Here is a 17,960-nt window from a genome sequence, read left to right as displayed (position 1 = left end):
ATTAGCGTGCTTGTTGAATGAAAAATGAAAAGGTACTATGGCTGGGTGATTTCGCTATAAATTAAAATAAGAACACTACTTATGGAACAGCACGTTCAACAATTTAAACTGCTATTAAACCGTTTGCCACACGCTAAATTAAGCGTGTTAGTTATGGTTTTAGTTATTGTTTATATTGCATTTTTGTCATCAAAGCTCGTTTGGCTTTTATGGCCGCACCCAGTAACAACTCCTCTTGCTCCCAGTAGCTACTCTAGTCAAGTCACGGGCGGCAATAACCAGTCTGTCGATTCGATTATTGGGCAATTTTTATTTGGTAAAGTAAATGTAACAAAAAACACCAATACTGCCCCCCAAGCCAAAGTTATTAATAATGCCCCTGAAACGCGCTTAAGTATAAATTTAACCGGTATTGTTGCTGTGAGTAATGATGATAAAGCGGGGATGGCCATTATTGAATCGCAAGGTCGCCAGGCGAGTTACTTAGTTGAAGATGTTATTCAAGGTACACGTGCAAAGGTATCGCAAATACTCCCAGACCGTGTCATTTTAGATGTAAGCGGCCGCTTTGAAACCTTAATGCTTGATGGGCTCGACTTTACCAAAACGGTGTCTATGCCGGTACTAGCCGCGCGAGATGAGCCTGAGATGGGGCCGTTAGCACCTTCATCGCAAAGTGAAGAGCAGATAGATGCGACTGCCAACCTTGAAGTAAAAGAAGCATTAATAGAAACCCGCGAAGAGCTTTTAGAAGAGCCAGGTAAACTATTTGATTACATACGTGTTGCCCAAGCTATGAATGATGGGGAACTTATTGGTTACCGTTTGAGTCCAGGTAAAGAGCCTGAATTATTTAAACAAATGGGATTACAAAATAACGATTTGGCCGTGGCAATTAACGGCTATCAATTAACTGATTTAAAACAGGCTATGGCAGCAATGAATGAGCTGCGAAATAGTACCGATGCAACTATCACCATAGAGCGTGATGGTGAGCAAATCGATGTACTTTTTAGTCTGCAATAACTTAGCTTTGGAGTTTTAACATAATGGTTCAGGTGCTACACCTCAAAAAAATTAAAAAAGGGTTAGCTAAGTATGCGGCACTTTTTTTAGCGGCAAGTCTTTCTATGTCGGTTGCTGCTGTTGAATATGCTGCTAACTTTAAGGGCACAGATATTAATGAGTTTATTAATATTGTGGGCAAAAACCTTAATAAAACCATCATTATTGATCCTAACGTGCGTGGCAAAGTTAATGTGCGCAGTTATGAGTTAATGGATGAGGCACTTTATTATCAATTCTTTTTAAATGTATTAGAAGTTTACGGCTATTCAGCTGTTGAAATGGATAACAACATTATAAAAATAGAAAAAAGTTCAGATGCTAAAAAATCCAATGTACCGTTAATTACAACGGACAGCGATGCAGCTGGCGATATGATGATCACTCGGGTTGTGCGAGTTAAAAATGTCAGCGTACAAGAGTTAGGCCCTTTGGTTCGCCAGTTTAGTGACCAAAAAGATGGCGGTCATGTTGCTAACTTTAATGCCGCTAACGTGATGATGCTAACAGGACACGCAGCCTCAGTTAATCGTTTGGTAGAAATTATTCGCTCTGTTGACCAAGCGGGTGATAAGCGCGTTGATATTGTAAAACTTAAATATGCAACAGCTGATGATGTGGTATCGGTAGTTGATAATATTTATAAAGACAGTGGCAAGGGCAGCGTTCCTGAGTTTTTAATTCCTAAAGTTGTGGCTGATGGCCGAACTAATAGCGTGATTGTGAGTGGTGAAGGTCAAGCTCGTACCCGCGCCATTGAGCTTATTAAACGTCTCGACGGCGAACTTGAAAGCCAAGGTAATACCAAAGTATTTTACCTAAACTACGCAAAGGCAGAAGATTTAGTCAAAGTACTTCAAGGTGTGAGTAAATCGCTGGCAGAGGATTCAAAAGGCGGAGCAACCAACAATGCGCGTAGTAGTAATAGAAACGACACGAGTATTGAAGCACATCCTGATTCAAATTCTTTAGTGATCACCGCTCAGCCAGATACGATGCGTTCACTTGAATCGGTTATTGAGCGTTTAGATATTCGCCGCGCACAAGTATTAGTAGAAGCCATTATTATTGAAGTGATGGAAGGTGATGGCGTTAACTTTGGCCTGCAATGGATTTCAGAGCAAGGTGGGATGCTACAATTTAATAATGGTACAACAGTACCTGTTGGTTCGTTAGCCGTAGCGGCAGAACAAGCCCGTGATAAAACGGTGACTAAAAATATCATTGGTACTGAATCAGGTACTGTCACCAAATATGATGAAACAACTGAAGGTGACTACGGCCCACTAGCCTCATTACTTGGTGGTATTAATGGTTTAGCCATGGGAGTGATAAAAAACGACTGGGGCGCAATTGTTCAAGCGGTTTCAACCGATACTAACTCTAATATCCTAGCGACTCCATCTATTACCACTATGGATAACGAAGAAGCATCTATTTTAGTTGGTCAAGAAGTGCCTATTATTACCGGTTCACAAACAGGTAGTAACAATGAAAATCCATTTCAAACGGTTGAGCGTCAAGAGGTGGGTATTAAACTTAAAGTGACACCACAAATTAATGATGGTTCAGCGGTGCAGTTGACCATAGAGCAAGAAGTTTCAAGTGTTAGTGGCGCAACAGCAGTCGATATTTCGGTGAACAAGCGCGCAATTAAAACTACTGTAATGGCCGATGATGGCGGTATGGTGGTATTGGGCGGCTTGATTGATGAAGATGTACAAGAGAGCGTTTCAAAAGTGCCACTATTAGGCGACATTCCTATTTTAGGCCACTTGTTTAAGTCAACTAATACAACAAAGCGAAAACGTAATCTAATCGTGTTTATTAGACCGACCATTATTCGCGATGGCGTTAGTATGAATAAGCTCAGCTTTAGTAAATATAACTTTATTCGCGGTGAGCAATTTAAAAAGCGTGAAGATGGCATTAACTTGATGCCAATGTCTGATACGCCTATTTTACCTGAGTGGAATGACGAATTAGTGTTACCACCTACGTACGAAGAGCATTTACGCAAACAAAATGCACAAGAGCGTAACAATGACTAATGCGATAGAAGATATTAATCAAGACGTTGTTCATCCAGCTGCACATAACAACGATGAAATGCTTGAACAAGAGGATTTAATTGAGCTGCCTGCAAAGCGTTTGCCGTTTTCATATGCAAGGCGGGTGGGTGCGTTACTTAGTAAACATAAGGATAACCGAGTTGTTTACTACCGTGGCGAGTTGGATATTGATGTATTGCTAGAAGTGCGCCGCATTGCAGGACATGGCTTCACACTTGAGCAACTAGAAGATGATAAATTTGAGTTATTACTAGAAGCATCGTATCAACGTGACAGCTCAGAAACTCAGCAAATGATGGAAGACATTGGTAACGAGGTTGATTTATTCTCACTAGCTGATGAGCTTCCTCAAACTGAAGATTTACTTGCTGGTGATGACGACGCGCCTATTATCAAACTCATTAATGCCATGTTGAGTGAGGCCATTAAGGAAGTCGCATCTGATATCCACATTGAAACGTTTGAACAAGAACTGGTTATTCGTTTTCGAGTGGATGGCGTACTTAAAGAAGTTTTAAAACCTAATCGTAAATTAGCCTCTTTGCTGGTATCGCGTATTAAAGTAATGGCCAAACTCGATATTGCAGAAAAACGTATACCGCAAGATGGCCGTATTAGTTTACGTATTGCAGGGCGTGCAGTAGATGTGCGTGTATCGACTATGCCATCGAGCTTTGGTGAGCGAGTCGTATTGCGTTTGCTTGATAAAAACAATGCGCGTTTAAACCTTGAAGATTTAGGCATGACCGCGAAAAACCGAGAGCTATTTGCTGATTTAATTAGTAAGCCTCACGGTATAATCTTAGTTACAGGCCCTACAGGCTCTGGTAAAAGTACCACGCTTTATGCAGGTATGAGCCAAATTAACTCGCGGGATCGCAATATTCTAACGGTTGAAGATCCAATCGAGTACGAAATTCCTGGCATTGGCCAAACACAGGTTAATACCAAGGTTGATATGACTTTTGCCCGTGGTCTGCGCGCTATTTTACGTCAAGATCCTGATGTAGTTATGGTCGGTGAAATACGAGATTTAGAAACAGCCCAAATTGGTGTACAAGCATCGCTGACTGGTCACTTAGTTATGTCTACATTGCATACCAATACCGCCTCAGGTGCAATTACCCGTATGGAAGATATGGGTGTTGAGCCATTCTTATTATCGTCTTCATTACTGGGGGTATTATCCCAGCGCTTAGTACGTACCTTATGTAATAGCTGTAAAGAAGGTCACGTTGCAGATGAGCGTGAATGTGAATTACTCAGCGTATCGTTTGACAATGCACCGACGATTTACCGCGCGGTAGGGTGTGAAGAGTGTAACTTTAATGGCTACCGAGGTCGTACTGGTATTCACGAGTTATTAGTTGTCGACGAAACCATTCGTGAAATGATCCACAGCGGTAAAGGTGAGCAAAGCGTAGAGAAATATATTCGTAAACGCAGCCCAAGTATTCGTCAAGATGGTTGCAGCCGTGTGCTTGCAGGTAAAACAACGCTTGAAGAAGTGCTGCGCGTAACGCGTGAGGAAGGTTAGCTATGGCGGCGTTTGAATACCGCGCATTAGATGGCCGGGGAAAAGAAAAAAAAGGAATTTTAGAAGCGGATACAGCAAAGCAAGTTCGCCAACTTTTACGTGATCAAAAGCTAACCCCCCTCGAGGTGGTGCCAGCTGCTCAAGATGATAAACAAGTTCGAGGTCAAAAAGCGCCATTATTAGGCTCTTTATTTAAGCCGACAATATCAACGTCAGATCTTGCTTTGATTACACGTCAACTTGCGACCCTAATTCAGTCAGCCTTACCCGTTGAGGGTGCCGTGATGGCGGTGGCTGAGCAGTGTGAAAAACCACGGCTAAAACGTATGTTAATGTCTGTGCGCTCTAAAGTGGTGGAAGGGTATACGCTTGCTGATGGGATGAGTGAATTTCCGCATGTATTTGACGATTTATACCGTGCAATGGTGGCCGCAGGTGAAAAGTCAGGTCACTTAGATCAAGTACTTAACAGATTGGCTGATTACACCGAGCAACGCCAACACATGCGTAGCCAAATTACGCAAGCGATGGTGTATCCCATTATTTTGGTCGTGTTCGCTATTGGTATTGTTTCAGTATTATTAGGTACTGTGGTGCCTAAAATACTAAAAACGTTTGAAAAAACCAAACAAGTATTACCTTGGACAACCGAATGGGTCATGGCGGGTAGTCATTTTGTACAAAATTATTGGTTTGTTAGTTTATTAGCGATCACGGCGATTGCTATTGGAATTAAATACGCACTTAAAAAACCTAAAGTACGGTTTTGGTGGGATGCAAAAGTATTACATATGCCAGGCATAGGTAAGGTTGCTAGAGGTATTAACACGGCGCGCTTTGCCCGTACATTAAGTATTTTATCGTCAAGCTCAGTGCCGCTACTTGAAGGAATGCGTATTTCAGGTGGGGTGTTGGTTAACGAAAAAATAAAGCAAGCAGTGGCAGATGCCGCAGAAAGAGTCAGTGAAGGGGCGAGTCTTCGTGCTTCACTACAGCAAACTAAGTTGTTTCCACCAATGATGCTACATATGATAGCCAGTGGTGAAAAGTCCGGTGAACTTGAGCAAATGTTAGAGCGTGCTGCTAACAATCAAGATCGCGAGTTTGAAAGTATGGTTAATGTATCATTAAAATTATTGGAACCGGCAATGATTGCCTCTATGGCAGTGATTGTGCTTTTCATAGTAATGGCAATTTTGCAGCCAATTATGGCAATGAACAAGGCCGTAGGTCTTTAAGTATTTTTTATATTAATGATTTAAACAAATCATTTTTGCTTAGTGTTTTTAGAATAACGAGGTAATAACGTGAATAAACAATCAGGTTTTTCTTTATTAGAAGTCATGGTGGTACTGGTTATCATCGGCATGATCATGTCGATTGTGGCACCTAATATTATGGGCCAGCAAGAAGAAGCGGCTATTGATAAAGCGCATTTAGATATTCAGCAGTTAGAAGATGCGATGAGTTTGTACAAGCTTAAAAATAAAAGCTACCCAAGTACAGAGCAGGGTTTAGAGGCATTAGTTACTAAAACCAGTATTGAGCCCATTCCAAAGCGTTTTCCTGATGGTGGCTTTATTAGCAAGTTACCAGAAGATCCATGGGGTAATAATTATCAATTAATCAGCCCTGGAGAAATAGGTAAATTTGACATCTTTTCGATGGGTCCAGATGGCGAACCAGCCACCGAAGATGACATTGGTAATTGGGATGAAGATAAGCAGTAATGACCAATAACCTTACCATGCACTTAAACATAATACATTGGGGCTTGCCATGCAGGTAAGCCCTAAGCACCTGAGTGCAAAGCATTATGGTTTTAGTTTAATAGAAATTTTAGTGGTATTGGTGATCATCGCCTTTGCCACCAAAATGGTGGTATACAGCTTAGATGGCGGCGCTGAAGAAGCGTTAGACAAGCAAGCAAATAGGCTGCATACCACCATTAATGCCGCATCGGAATTTGCGGTGCTTAATCAAATAGAATTAGGCCTTTTAGTTGAGCAAAATACGCTTGAATTTTTAGTTTTTGATGGCGAAAAATGGATTAGCTTTGATCGTGAAGCTTTATTTAAGCCAATTGAGATCGAACCCCAATTTAAATTAACACTTAATCTTGAAGACCTACCTTGGGCACAAGATAACTTACTAGAGCAGTCAAATTGGCGTGAGCTAATGAGTGGTAACAATGAAGACAGTTTATTAGAGCTTAAAAAGTTAAAAGTACCGCAAGTGCTTATTTTATCCTCTGCCGATGTAAGTGCGTTTCAGCTCATGCTTGAATTAAAAGATCAGTCAGAGCCGGTGTACTTTATTGAAGGTAAATTTGCAGCCCCAGTCGATTTTCGTCGAGAGCCCCAATAATGAAAAAATATCACGGGTTTACATTATTAGAAGTCTTAGTTGCACTGAGTATTTGTGCCATGGCGGGTATTGCGGCAATGCAAGCAACCGGTGAGCATATTCATCACTTATCAAGTATTGAAGAACAAACGTATGGCTCATGGGTCGCTGAGAATGTATTGGTAGAACAACGAACGAAAGGCGAAAAATGGCAAGGTAAAAATGGTACCCGCGGCAGTGAGATGATGGCGGGTATTGAATGGTTTTGGCGCCAAGATGTTGTGCCCACTGCCGACAAGAGCTTTGTAAAAGTCACTATTAATGTGTTTACGGATGATAAGTACGAAAATTCAATTTATGAGTTAAGCACTTACTTAAATAAAGGTAAGCCTTAAGTGAAGCAGCGCGGTTTTACATTATTAGAAGTGATGGTGGCACTGGGTGTGTTGGCGTTTGTGATTATGGCCACCCACCAAATACTTGATACCACAACGCGAGCTAAACAAGCATCAGATGAAAAAATTGCTGAACTAAATGGCTTACAAACTGCATTTAGATTGATGGATCAAGACTTTAGCCAAATGACTAAACGCCAAGTACGTAATGAAGCTGGAGATTTTCAAGAGGGATATTTACTTGCTGGACGCTACATTTTAGAAAGCCAGCTTGACGGTATTGCCTTTGTACGTGATGGTTGGATGAATCCCATTAACTTACTCCCTCGCTCAGAGTTACAAGCTGTTGGTTATCGCGTCATTGATGACAAGTTAGAACGCGTATATCGCATTTATGTCGATCAACTCGATAATATGGAGCCTCGTAGCCAAGTTATTTTAGCCGCAGTCGAAGAGCTTAAATTTGAGTTTTTAGATGGTAGCGGTAAGTGGCAAGAAGACTGGCAAATTAAGGCATTACCCAAAGCCGTTGCGGTAACTATAAAGCAAATGGATGCGGAGCCTATCAGGCGTGTGTTTTTAGTGCCAGGACTCGGTAAAGAGCTACCTAAACCAGTAACTGAGGGGACTAACCCGTCGCAACCTAATGGCCGGGGTACGCCTTGATGAACCAACAATCTTCGCGCGGCGCGGCTTTGGTTATTGTGTTATTTATTGTAGCGCTTGCAGCTATTTTAGCCGTTGAAATGAGTGCTAATTTAATGGTGCAAGTACAAAGAAGTACCAATTTACAAAGTCAGCAACAAGCGAAATGGTATGCCTATGGTGCTGAAGAGCTAGCAATTAAAGGTTTAATTCAAAGTAAAAAAGACGATCCTGAAAAAACCACATTAGCGCAGCCCTGGGCAAAGCAAGGCGATGTAAAGTACCCTGTTGAGAACGGCACTTTAAGCGGCCAGTTGACTGATTTACAAGCGTGTTTAAATTTAAACGCGCTTGGGGTTGAGCCAGACCCAAATAGCGGTAATAAAACTAACCCAGCACATAAAGCGTTGTTTGCTATTTTAGAAAATATAGATGATTTACCCAGTGATGAATCAGAAGAAGGGATGGCCGACAGTGTGTTTGATTGGCTTGATGAGAACAGTATAACCTATCGCTCTGGTGCCGAAGAGGGGGAGTATTTATCGCGTCAGTTTCCATATATGACGGCTAATAGCCTATTTGCTTCGGTATCTGAACTGCGTTTAATTAAAGGCTTTAACCCTTTAGTGATGGAAAAAGTGCTGCCTTTTGTCTGTGTGATCCCAGGTAGTACGTTACTTTCAATTAATGTTAATACAGTCACTGAAGAGCAAGCTTTATTGCTCAGTGGCCTAATAGACGAACTGAGTGTTTCGGGTGCTCAAGCGGTAATTGCAGCGCGACCTGAAAATGGCTTTGATAATATTGAAGAGTTTTTTGAGTCTGTTAAACAACAAGGCGGCAAAAATATCAAAGCAGTAGAAAAGCTTTTTAGTTTAAAAAGTGAATATTTTAAATTACAAACGCAGGCAAAATTTGTTGATTTGCGTTTTTCGATGACCACATTACTGTATGCCAGCAATGGCGAGGTAACGATACTGGCGCGAAAATTTGGAGGCGTACAGTGACAGAGATACTGTTGATCCGCACGGGTCAAACCGAGCAAGATTTACTTAACTGGTTAATATACTCACCACAAGAACAAGAAATAATAGCCAGTGGCGAGCTACAAAATGCCAATCAGTTAAGTGAACTAACTGAAAAAGCATTAACCCGAGAACTTGTGGTACTTTTACCATGTGACCAAGTGCAATTAAAAACGGTGACACTGCCAACAAAGTGGAGCCGTAAATTAGAGCAAGCATTGCCCTATATGCTCGAAGAAGATCTTGCATGTGATATAGACGACGTTTATATCGCGCTTGGGGAGCCAACTATGGTTGATGAGCAGCATGCAATTAAGATTGCGCTAACGAACCGTGATTGGTTTGAGCACTGGTTAGAGGTGTTTGAGCAACACCAGCTCACTGCTCATAAAATAGTGCCGGATGGCTTGTTATTGCCCAGTGCAGAAGAGCCTTGTGTAGCGGCAATTGAGCTCAACAAGCAATGGCTATTTAAAAAAGGTGACTGGCATATCGGTGCGGTTGAAAGCAGCTGGTTAAAGGAATATCTAACGGCTTTAGGTAACCCTGATATAAAACATTACAGCCCTGCAGAGCAATTTCCCGAAACGCTTACCTTGCATCCGCAAACCAGTGACTATGAGCTGCCGTTAGCATTATTTGCTAAGCAGCTAGATCAGCTTAAATTTAATTTGCGTCAAGGGCCTTACACGATTAAAAAGAAAACGGCTTTATGGTGGGGTTACTGGAAAAGTGCCACCATAATTAGTGTTATTGCTTTGCTATCGAGTGTGGCTATTAAAGCGGTTGAATTACATCAGCTTAATTCGCAGCTTGAGGTAGCTAAATCACAAGTAGTAGAGCGATTTCAAAAAGCCTTTCCAGGCACGCGGGTGCGCCCTCACTTAATTAAAAATCAAATACAGGGAGCACTGGATAAAGTACAAGGTACGAGCGATGCTGGCTTTTTAGATTTAACCAGCAAGCTGGTGAGTGTATTTTCACAAGTGAGCGAATTTACACCGCAAACCTTACGTTTTGATAAGCGCCGTAATGAATTACGTATTCGTGCTCGTGCAAAAGACTTTCAAACCTTTGGTAAGGTTAAAGCCATTCTTGAGCAGCAAGGTGTGACTGTTGAGCAGGGGTCGTTAAATAATGATGGTGATTATATCGTCGGCGAAATTAGACTGCGAGGTGCACAATGAAACAGCAGTTCATGAAATATTGGGGTTCATTAAAAGAACAAGAGCAGCACTTAATAATGGTTGCGGGTGGTGTATTTATTATTTTTGTTTTGGTAATGGGTATATTTAGACCCTTAAATACGGCAATAGAAAATGCGCAACAATCACAAATAAAACAACAAGAATTGCTAGCATGGGTAGACGACAGTATCGTTAAACTTAAAGCAGCAGGTAAAGCGCAAGCGGTGAGCAATCAAAACCTCAGCCAAATAGTGAATAATACGCGCGGTCGTTACAGCATTAATATTAGTAAAATGCAGCCAAATGATAATTCACTTCGTTTAACACTCGACTCAGTGGAGTTTAATCAATTAATCCAATGGATTGACGAGCTGGTTAATCAGCATGGTTTAAGCGTAGAAAATTTAGATTTAAGCCAAGATGATAAATCCGGTTATGTACGCGTTAGCCGTTTAGTATTAGAGAAGTAGTTAATGAAAAAAATAATAATTTTATCCATCGTTTTTGTAATTAGCTTTCTTGTTTTTAGCGTTATTAAATTGCCCGCTGCAGTGGCTTTAAATTTTGCTAAACCTTACTTACCTGCGCAGTTAGAGGTAGGGCAAACTTTTGGTACGCTATGGCAAGGTCAAATAATGCAGCTTCGCTTTCAAGGTGAACAGTTGAATAATGTACGTTGGGATATATCAGGCTGGTCAATCTTTAAAGCTCAAGTAAATACTAACTTACGTTTTGGTAATCCTCGCGAACGTGATGACATTTCTGGGTATGCAGATATTAGTTATTCTCTCACAAATGATGAACTTAGAATAACTGATACTGTAGTGCGTTCAACGGTTGAGCGCGCTATGCAGCGCATTGATTTACCGTTACCGGTTACTGCTAAAGGACGCGTTATTTTAGAGCTCGATGAGTACGTTTCAGGCGCTCCTTATTGCCAATCATTACAAGGTGAAATAGCCAGCCCTGATATTGATGTGCAAGGGCTAACTGGTTGGTTTAATATAGGCGATTTAAGCGGTAAGTTAAGTTGTAAGTCGGGCGATGTAGCCATACTTATCGAGCCAAATAATAGATTAGGGTTAGAGGCTGATGCTACACTAAAAGCCAATTTTGATTTTAAAGTAGCGGGATATGTTAAACCTGATCTCACTTTACCGAAAGAAGTTCATGACGCGGTGAAGTTTTTAGGTAGACCAGATAACCAAGGTCGGTATCCACTTAAATTTTAATATTTTATAAAAAAGAGTTTTAATGCAAATACCTCAGTTTACTGAGCAGCACGCCAAACTGCTCAGCGAGTTTTTAACTACCCAGCCCGGCGCTATGAGCCTTATTCAAAGCCAAGGTTATTTATTTGGCACTATTTGTTCACCTGAGCCATTAGAAGTACATCAATGGTTAGAGCAAATTCTACCTAATACCGCCAATGACCTTGATGAAGACATGTTGTTTTTGTTTATGGCATTACATCATCAAGTAAGTGAACAAGTATTTGAACTTGATTATAAGTTACCCGTTGAGTTTGACCTTGAGTTTTGTCAGCAGTGGTCTGCAGGTTTTTTAACTGCAAGCCAAACGTATACTCATAAGTTACTCCAAAGTGAGCAACTAGATATTCAATACAAGCAAGCGCTTGAAAGCGCACAGGCGACTCTTAGCTTTTTTGCATTAGATAAACCAACGATTGCACAGATTGCACAGCAAAATAATATCGATGAATTACATTTGTGTGCGCAGCAGTATGAATTAATGGGCGACTTTGCGTTAGGTTTTGCTGAACTTATAGAAATTGTCGCGCTTAATAGTGGTTTGTATACCGATGAAGGGTGGGATGAATAAGTAGGTAAAGCCTTAAGCGCCAATCTCTAATTCAATATCAGTGCAACCTTGTTTGCACTGTATTACTCCCTTACCAGGTTCGCTGGTGGCTAAATTTAACGTTAATACACCTTGGCAATGCTCACATTTAAGTGTTTTACCTTGTGCCAACTGCTTAAGCATAGTGCGGTGCTTGTGAAATGAGTTACTTGCTTTTTTATTTAATCCAGAAAAATCCATTATTTCACTCTCGCTTGCGCTAATGACTCTTTGATAATGCGACATACCGTTGTTAAACGTTCTGAATAAAAGTAAAGGTTTAGATCGCCTTGACGACAATAGCGTAGTTCAAACAACTTTACTGACTCATCATTGGTAAAGGTTTTATCAATATAGTCTTCTTCGGATCTTGAAAGTGCTAACTGTTTATTAATTTTGTTTCTTGTCATGGTTGCGACAGGAAAACGATCGACTTTAGTTGTGCTGCTTAACAAGCCTATACCATCACCGAGTAAGCGCTCACGAGGCTCTTTTACCAAGGGGTGATCAATGGTAAAAAATGCTAGGATCACAACCACTAGTATAAAAAATTTCTTCATAAATACACAAACCTTGATCCAAACAACACGTTAGTAGCCGGCAAGTGTAATAAAATACACCTTAAAAGCAAGTCACAAGTTGAATAAATTATTAGCAATCTAGTCAGTAATTTTAGCCAATATGCGTATAATAAGAGGAGTAATTAGATATTTCTGAAATATCTGAAAGTATACAAGTGCGACCTAAAGCGTATTATGTTTAGCATGTAAGTTGCTACACTTAGGCGAAAAGTACAAAAAGATTGCTGAATTTTTATTTCCTAGCGGCGTTGAGGAACTTCAATGGATAAGCAAATTAAAGTAAAAAACATACCAACAGAGGTTAAGATCCAAAAACCCGATCTGAGCCGTCAAGAAGATAGATTTAACCCACGCAACCGTATTTATGTGCGTGCTGTTTCAGGGCTTCATCAATTACTAAGACAACGTATTGGCTTTTTAGGCATGCTGGCGTTTATGTTATTGCCATGGATCAACTTTAACGGTCAACAAGCTGTTTTATTTGAGCTAATGGAGCAAAAATTTAATATTTTTGGCTTAACCCTGTGGCCACAAGACTTCACCATTCTTGCATTTATATTTATGCTAGCGGCGTTTGCCCTATTTCTGGTTACCACTTTTTATGGTCGAGTGTGGTGTGGCTATACATGTCCGCAAACAGTATGGACCTTCATTTTTATTTGGTTTGAAGAAAAGTTTGAGGGCAGCGCTAACCAACGTAAAAAGTTAGATCAACGGCCGATGGATTTTGACAAGTTCTGGCGTAAAACAGCTAAGCACACTAGTTGGGTATTATTTTCTTTATATACTGCGTTAACGTTTGTTGGTTACTTCACGCCTATTCGCGAACTACTGCCTGAATTTGTTACTTTTAATGTGGGCGGTTATGCCTTAGTTAGTATCATTGTATTTACTATTTGTACTTATGGTAACGCTGGGTGGATGCGAGAAATTATGTGTTTACATATATGCCCGTATTCACGTTTTCAGTCAGCAATGTTTGATAAAGACACTTTTACTGTAAGCTATGATGAAACTCGTGGTGAAAACCGAGGACCACGTTCTCGTAAACAAAACCCTAAAGAGTTAGGTTTAGGTGACTGTATTGACTGTAACTTGTGTGTGCAGGTTTGCCCAACCGGGATTGATATTCGTAATGGTTTGCAATATGAGTGCATAAACTGTGGCGCTTGTATTGATGCCTGTGACGGCGTAATGGATAAAATGAATTACCCTCGAGGCCTTATCTCTTACACCACCGAGCGTAATTTAGAAACACCAGAGAATAAAACCCATCCGCTGCGTCCAAAGCTGATTGGTTACAGTGTTATTTTAATCTTACTTACCGGTGCGCTGGTTGCTAATATCGCCATGCGTAAAACCATGGACTTTGATATTATTCGCGACCGCAACCAGTTGTATCGTGTCGATTTTAATGGTTTAGTTGAAAACACCTACACCTTAAAAGTGATTAACAAAGCACAATACGAGCAAACGTTCTCTATTGATGTAACGGGGTTAGATAATTATAAATACTTAGGTGATACTACCTTTACAGTAAACGCTGGTGAATCGCATAATGTACCGCTATCACTGGTAATGGATCCTTATGATTTAAAAGCGCCAATGACCGAGTTTAACTTTGTGTTGTCGCCAATAAACGAGCCCGATAATAAAATATCGCAGCCAAGCAACTTTTTTAAAGCACGATAAGTCGCTTTATTAAAGGCAAACGAGCACTGTTATTAACAAAAAAGCGGGATATTCCCGCTTTTCTTTTTATATAAGAAGTATATGAGTAAATTTAGCTTTATTGACTTAACCCCAGATCTTATTTTGGATGCCATAGAAAGCGTGGATATTTATGCTGAGTCAGGGTTGTTAGCGCTAAATAGCTACGAGAATCGGGTGTATCAATTTGTGGCCGAGGGTGCAAAGCGTTACGTCGTTAAGTTTTATCGCCCTGAGCGCTGGAGCAAAGCGCAAATTCAAGAAGAGCATGACTTTGCTTTTGAACTAGCTGCCGCCGAAGTACCGGTGGTGGCGCCAATAAAACACAATGGGCAAAGCTTGTTTGAACATCAAGGGTATTTGTTTACTTTGTTCCCAAGTGTAGGCGGGCGTTTATTTGAGGTGGACAATTTAGATCAACTCGATGTACTCGGGCGTTTAATCGGTCGTATGCATCAAGTAGCCAAAACGAAACCCTTTACCCAAAGACCGACCGTTACCTGTGATGAATATTTAGATACAGCTAAAGTTCATTTACAAAAAAGTAAGTTAGTCCCTATGGGATTAGAGACTTCCTTTTACACTATTTTAGATTTAGTCATTGCTCAAACTCAACAGCAATATAAAAATGTAGAAGGCATTCGCTTACATGGTGACTGCCATGCTGGTAATATCCTATGGGCAGGAGATGCATTAATGTTTGTTGATTTAGACGATAGCCGTCAAGGTCCTGCAATTCAAGATTTATGGATGATGCTCAGTGGCGATCGACAAACACAGCTGTTACAGTTAGACACTTTAGTGAATGCATATGAAGAGTTTTGCGATTTTGATCACTCACAACTTAAGCTGATCGAACCGCTTCGGGCTATGCGTATGATTCATTACATGGGGTGGGTTGCAAAACGTTGGAGTGATCCTGCTTTTGTACGGAACTTTTCATGGTTTGCAGATGACAAATACTGGGAGCAACAAATTTTAGCGCTTAAAGAGCAGTTTGCAGCTTTGCAAGAAGCCCCGTTAAAATTATTGCCATAATATTTTTATTTAAAAAGAAGTATAACGAGATATTCATGCTTAAAAAATTAAAACTAAGTTTACTGATCCTATGTTTACCTTTCGCAGCATTAGCTGCCAACTTTGAAGCGGGTAATCAATACACTGTAATTGATGTTGAAAAAAGTAAAACCCCGAATGTAACCGAGTTTTTCTCTTTCTATTGCCCACATTGTTTTAAATTTGAGCCGGTAGCCAAAGGGATTGCAGAAAACTTACCTGAAGGGGCTGAATTTGTAAAAAATCATGTCAACTTTTTGGGAGGCGTTTCACCACAAGCGCAAAGTAATTTAAGCTTTGCTTACTTAATCGCAAAGAAACACGGTCAAGCTGAAGCGGTAACAGCGCAAATTTTTAAAAGCATTCATATACAACGTGCGCCATTAACTGAAATTAAAGACGTTAAAAAGTTATTAGAGCTTAATGCAATTGATAACGCGACATTTGATAACGACATCGCTAGTTTGCCTATCATAGCAGCTGAACGTGCCATGCAAGATAAGCAGAATAAATATTCTGAACTTGGTGCATTAACTGGCGTGCCTACATTTATCGTAAATGACAAATACAAAATCAATATTAATACAATCAAGAGCCAACAAGAACTTGATGAGTTAATTAGCTTTTTACTAAAACTATAATTTTTGGAGCACCACAATAATGATCAAATTAGTTAAAGCAGGGTTACTTGCTGTATTACTCCCTTTAGCTGCAACCAGTTTTGCTGCCACTTACGAAGAGGGCGTGCATTATGATGTCGTCTCTGATCGTGCAACCAGAAAACCAGAAGTAAAAGAGTTTTTCTCTTTTTACTGTCCTGCATGTAATAACATGGAACCACTGCTGGCCGAGATCAAACCTAAGCTAGATAAAAACGTAAAGTTTAAGAAAAGCCATGTAGATTTTGTGGGTGTACGTGACCCAGAACATCAAACCATGATCAGCCAAGCATTAGCTACAGCTGAAGTACTACCTCAAAAAGATAAAATTATTTCAGCGATGTTTGATCATATCCATGCAAAGCGCGCTCGTTTTAATGAGCTTGCAGATGTAAAAGATGTATTTTTAGCTCAAGGCGTAGATGGCGACAAGTTTGATAAATTATTTGAAAGCTTCTCGGTACGTACACTTAGCTCTAAAATGAAACGTGACCAAGATTACTTTAAAGGCAAAGGGGCACTTCGTGGCGTTCCTACGTTTATCGTTAATGGTAAATACAAGCTTAACTTAGGTGGTGAGTCAGGCATTTCATCGCCAGAAGATGTAAGCGCACTCATTAATTACTTAGCAAATAAATAAGTAGTTTGGTTAAATAAAAAAGCTCCTTAAGGAGCTTTTTTTATTCTTACAACGTGCGCTGTTTAATGCTTTTTTTATTTACGTTGTAAAAACACACCAGATTCAATGTGGTGTGTATAAGGGAACTGATCAAATATTGCAAAGCGCTTAACCTCGTGGGTTTGCGTTAAGTGTTCAAGGTCACGCTCTAATGTGTCTGGGTTACATGAGATATAAATAATATTTTCATAATTAGCCACTAAGTCACACGTAAGCGTGTCCATGCCTGCTCTAGGCGGGTCGACTAAGATGGTTTGGCAGTTGTAACTACTCAAGTCAATGCCATCTAAGCGAGAGAAAGTACGCTCGCCTTTCATTGCCTGAGTAAACTCTTCGCTCGACATGCGAATAATATCTAAGTTAGTTACTTGGTTTTGAGCAATATTATATTGCGCTGAATGCACCGACGATTTTGATATTTCCGTCGCCAGCACTTTATTAAATGAACTAGCAAGTGCAATAGAAAAGTTTCCATTACCACAATACAGCTCTAGTAAATCATTGTTTAGTGGTTTACATAACTCTTGTGCCCACTCTAACATTTTAATATTCACCTTCGCATTAGGCTGAGTAAAGCTATTTTCTACCTGTTGATAGATTAGCTCTTGGCCATTCACCATTAAGCGCTCAGTAACAAAGTCATCGCCCAATTTTTCTTTTTGCTTACGTGCACGGCCAATAAAGTCAATTTTGTATTGGCTGCTTAGCTTTTCCTTTAAGGCATTGATCTCAGTTAACCAGTGTTCATCAAGTGGCTTGTGATATAGCAAGCTCACTAAAATTTCACCACTGAGGGTTGATAAATAATCTATTTGAAATAATTTACGACGTAGTACTTCGCAGCCTTTTAAATTTTCAATCATCACCTGCATAATTTCACCTACTAAAGGAGCTGCAGGGTCAAAGGTATCAACACGTATTTTATCTTTTGTTTGTTGATCAAACATAATATGAAACAGATCGTCACCATCGTGCCATACTCTAAATTCTGCACGTTGGCGGTAGTTAATGGGCTCAGAGCTAAATACTTCTAACTGTTTTACACCGAAACGTTGAAATTGCTCTGTAATACGCTGCTCTTTTTCATTTAATTGTGCATCGTACTGCGTGGTATCTATATTTATAACTGCCATTAACGGTATA

20 protein-coding genes are annotated in these 17,960 nt (G+C 40.2%); 17 read left to right on the top strand and 3 right to left on the bottom strand.

What is annotated here, in order from left to right:
• The first annotated feature begins 81 nt into the window (after positions 1-81).
• The 13 genes from gspC (at position 82) to KK487_RS14250 (ending at position 12,114) form a co-directional block, all read left to right on the top strand.
• Complete coding sequence (gene gspC / locus KK487_RS14310; protein WP_013464247.1) at positions 82-1,026, top strand: type II secretion system protein GspC; 945 nt, start codon at positions 82-84, stop codon at positions 1,024-1,026.
• Positions 1,027-1,049: 23 nt separating this feature from the next.
• Positions 1,050-3,116, top strand: coding sequence for a type II secretion system secretin GspD (gspD, locus tag KK487_RS14305; RefSeq protein WP_016900322.1), 2,067 nt, complete (start codon positions 1,050-1,052; stop codon positions 3,114-3,116).
• Positions 3,109-4,674 (top strand): type II secretion system ATPase GspE, encoded by a 1,566-nt coding sequence (gene gspE / locus KK487_RS14300; protein ID WP_286673120.1) that lies wholly within the window; start codon positions 3,109-3,111, stop codon positions 4,672-4,674. The genes gspD and gspE overlap by 8 nt, the downstream gene beginning before the upstream one ends.
• Before the next feature lie 2 nt (positions 4,675-4,676).
• Positions 4,677-5,912: a type II secretion system inner membrane protein GspF gene (gene gspF, locus KK487_RS14295; protein ID WP_016900324.1), complete on the top strand. Its 1,236-nt coding sequence runs from the start codon at positions 4,677-4,679 to the stop codon at positions 5,910-5,912.
• Positions 5,913-5,981: 69 nt separating this feature from the next.
• A complete protein-coding gene (gene gspG, locus KK487_RS14290; protein WP_016900325.1) occupies positions 5,982-6,404 on the top strand; it encodes a type II secretion system major pseudopilin GspG in 423 nt (140 codons plus the stop codon).
• Between the two features lie 49 nt (positions 6,405-6,453).
• A complete protein-coding gene (locus KK487_RS14285) occupies positions 6,454-7,041 on the top strand; it encodes a prepilin-type N-terminal cleavage/methylation domain-containing protein (protein WP_016900326.1) in 588 nt (195 codons plus the stop codon).
• Positions 7,041-7,415 carry a type II secretion system minor pseudopilin GspI gene (gene gspI / locus KK487_RS14280; RefSeq protein WP_016900327.1) on the top strand — a complete coding sequence of 125 codons (375 nt, stop codon included), beginning with the start codon at positions 7,041-7,043 and terminating at the stop codon, positions 7,413-7,415. Before KK487_RS14285 ends, gspI begins: the two co-directional genes overlap by 1 nt.
• Complete coding sequence (gene gspJ / locus KK487_RS14275) at positions 7,416-8,081, top strand: type II secretion system minor pseudopilin GspJ (RefSeq protein ID WP_013464254.1); 666 nt, start codon at positions 7,416-7,418, stop codon at positions 8,079-8,081.
• Positions 8,081-9,067 carry a type II secretion system minor pseudopilin GspK gene (gene gspK, locus KK487_RS14270; RefSeq protein WP_013464255.1) on the top strand — a complete coding sequence of 329 codons (987 nt, stop codon included), beginning with the start codon at positions 8,081-8,083 and terminating at the stop codon, positions 9,065-9,067. Before gspJ ends, gspK begins: the two co-directional genes overlap by 1 nt.
• Positions 9,064-10,272, top strand: coding sequence for a type II secretion system protein GspL (gspL, locus tag KK487_RS14265; protein WP_036957275.1), 1,209 nt, complete (start codon positions 9,064-9,066; stop codon positions 10,270-10,272). Before gspK ends, gspL begins: the two co-directional genes overlap by 4 nt.
• Positions 10,269-10,742, top strand: coding sequence for a type II secretion system protein M (locus KK487_RS14260; RefSeq protein ID WP_016900330.1), 474 nt, complete (start codon positions 10,269-10,271; stop codon positions 10,740-10,742). Before gspL ends, KK487_RS14260 begins: the two co-directional genes overlap by 4 nt.
• Positions 10,743-10,745: 3 nt before the next feature.
• Complete coding sequence (locus tag KK487_RS14255) at positions 10,746-11,504, top strand: type II secretion system protein N (protein WP_013464258.1); 759 nt, start codon at positions 10,746-10,748, stop codon at positions 11,502-11,504.
• Between the two features lie 22 nt (positions 11,505-11,526).
• Positions 11,527-12,114, top strand: a complete 588-nt coding sequence (locus KK487_RS14250; RefSeq protein ID WP_036957273.1) for a UPF0149 family protein — start codon at positions 11,527-11,529, stop codon at positions 12,112-12,114.
• Positions 12,115-12,126: 12 nt separating this feature from the next.
• Here KK487_RS14250 and KK487_RS14245 read toward each other — a convergent pair whose 3' ends face one another.
• Complete coding sequence (locus tag KK487_RS14245) at positions 12,127-12,333, bottom strand: hypothetical protein (RefSeq protein WP_013464260.1); 207 nt, start codon at positions 12,331-12,333, stop codon at positions 12,127-12,129.
• Positions 12,333-12,692 (bottom strand): hypothetical protein, encoded by a 360-nt coding sequence (locus KK487_RS14240; RefSeq protein ID WP_013464261.1) that lies wholly within the window; start codon positions 12,690-12,692, stop codon positions 12,333-12,335. Before KK487_RS14240 ends, KK487_RS14245 begins: the two co-directional genes overlap by 1 nt.
• Before the next feature lie 282 nt (positions 12,693-12,974).
• Here KK487_RS14240 and ccoG point away from each other — a divergent pair, with 282 nt between their 5' ends.
• The 4 genes from ccoG (at position 12,975) to KK487_RS14220 (ending at position 16,778) form a co-directional block, all read left to right on the top strand.
• Positions 12,975-14,405: a cytochrome c oxidase accessory protein CcoG gene (gene ccoG, locus KK487_RS14235; RefSeq protein ID WP_138764663.1), complete on the top strand. Its 1,431-nt coding sequence runs from the start codon at positions 12,975-12,977 to the stop codon at positions 14,403-14,405.
• Between the two features lie 81 nt (positions 14,406-14,486).
• On the top strand, positions 14,487-15,461 hold the full coding sequence (locus KK487_RS14230) for a serine/threonine protein kinase (protein WP_013464263.1): 975 nt from the start codon (positions 14,487-14,489) through the stop codon (positions 15,459-15,461).
• Positions 15,462-15,496: 35 nt separating this feature from the next.
• Positions 15,497-16,120: a thiol:disulfide interchange protein DsbA/DsbL gene (locus tag KK487_RS14225; RefSeq protein WP_028834987.1), complete on the top strand. Its 624-nt coding sequence runs from the start codon at positions 15,497-15,499 to the stop codon at positions 16,118-16,120.
• Between the two features lie 19 nt (positions 16,121-16,139).
• Positions 16,140-16,778: a thiol:disulfide interchange protein DsbA/DsbL gene (locus KK487_RS14220; protein WP_008113400.1), complete on the top strand. Its 639-nt coding sequence runs from the start codon at positions 16,140-16,142 to the stop codon at positions 16,776-16,778.
• 74 nt (positions 16,779-16,852) lie between these two features.
• Here the strand turns inward: KK487_RS14220 and trmA are convergent, their stop codons facing one another.
• A complete protein-coding gene (trmA, locus tag KK487_RS14215; protein ID WP_036957271.1) occupies positions 16,853-17,950 on the bottom strand; it encodes a tRNA (uridine(54)-C5)-methyltransferase TrmA in 1,098 nt (365 codons plus the stop codon).
• Between the last annotated feature and the right edge of the window lie 10 nt (positions 17,951-17,960).

This window comes from Pseudoalteromonas sp. SiA1 (assembly GCF_018732205.1).
Taxonomy (GTDB): Bacteria; Pseudomonadota; Gammaproteobacteria; order Enterobacterales; family Alteromonadaceae; genus Pseudoalteromonas; species Pseudoalteromonas tetraodonis.
The sequence above is the reverse complement of the archived record's forward strand: the minus strand, read 5'-3'. Positions and strand labels throughout refer to the sequence as shown.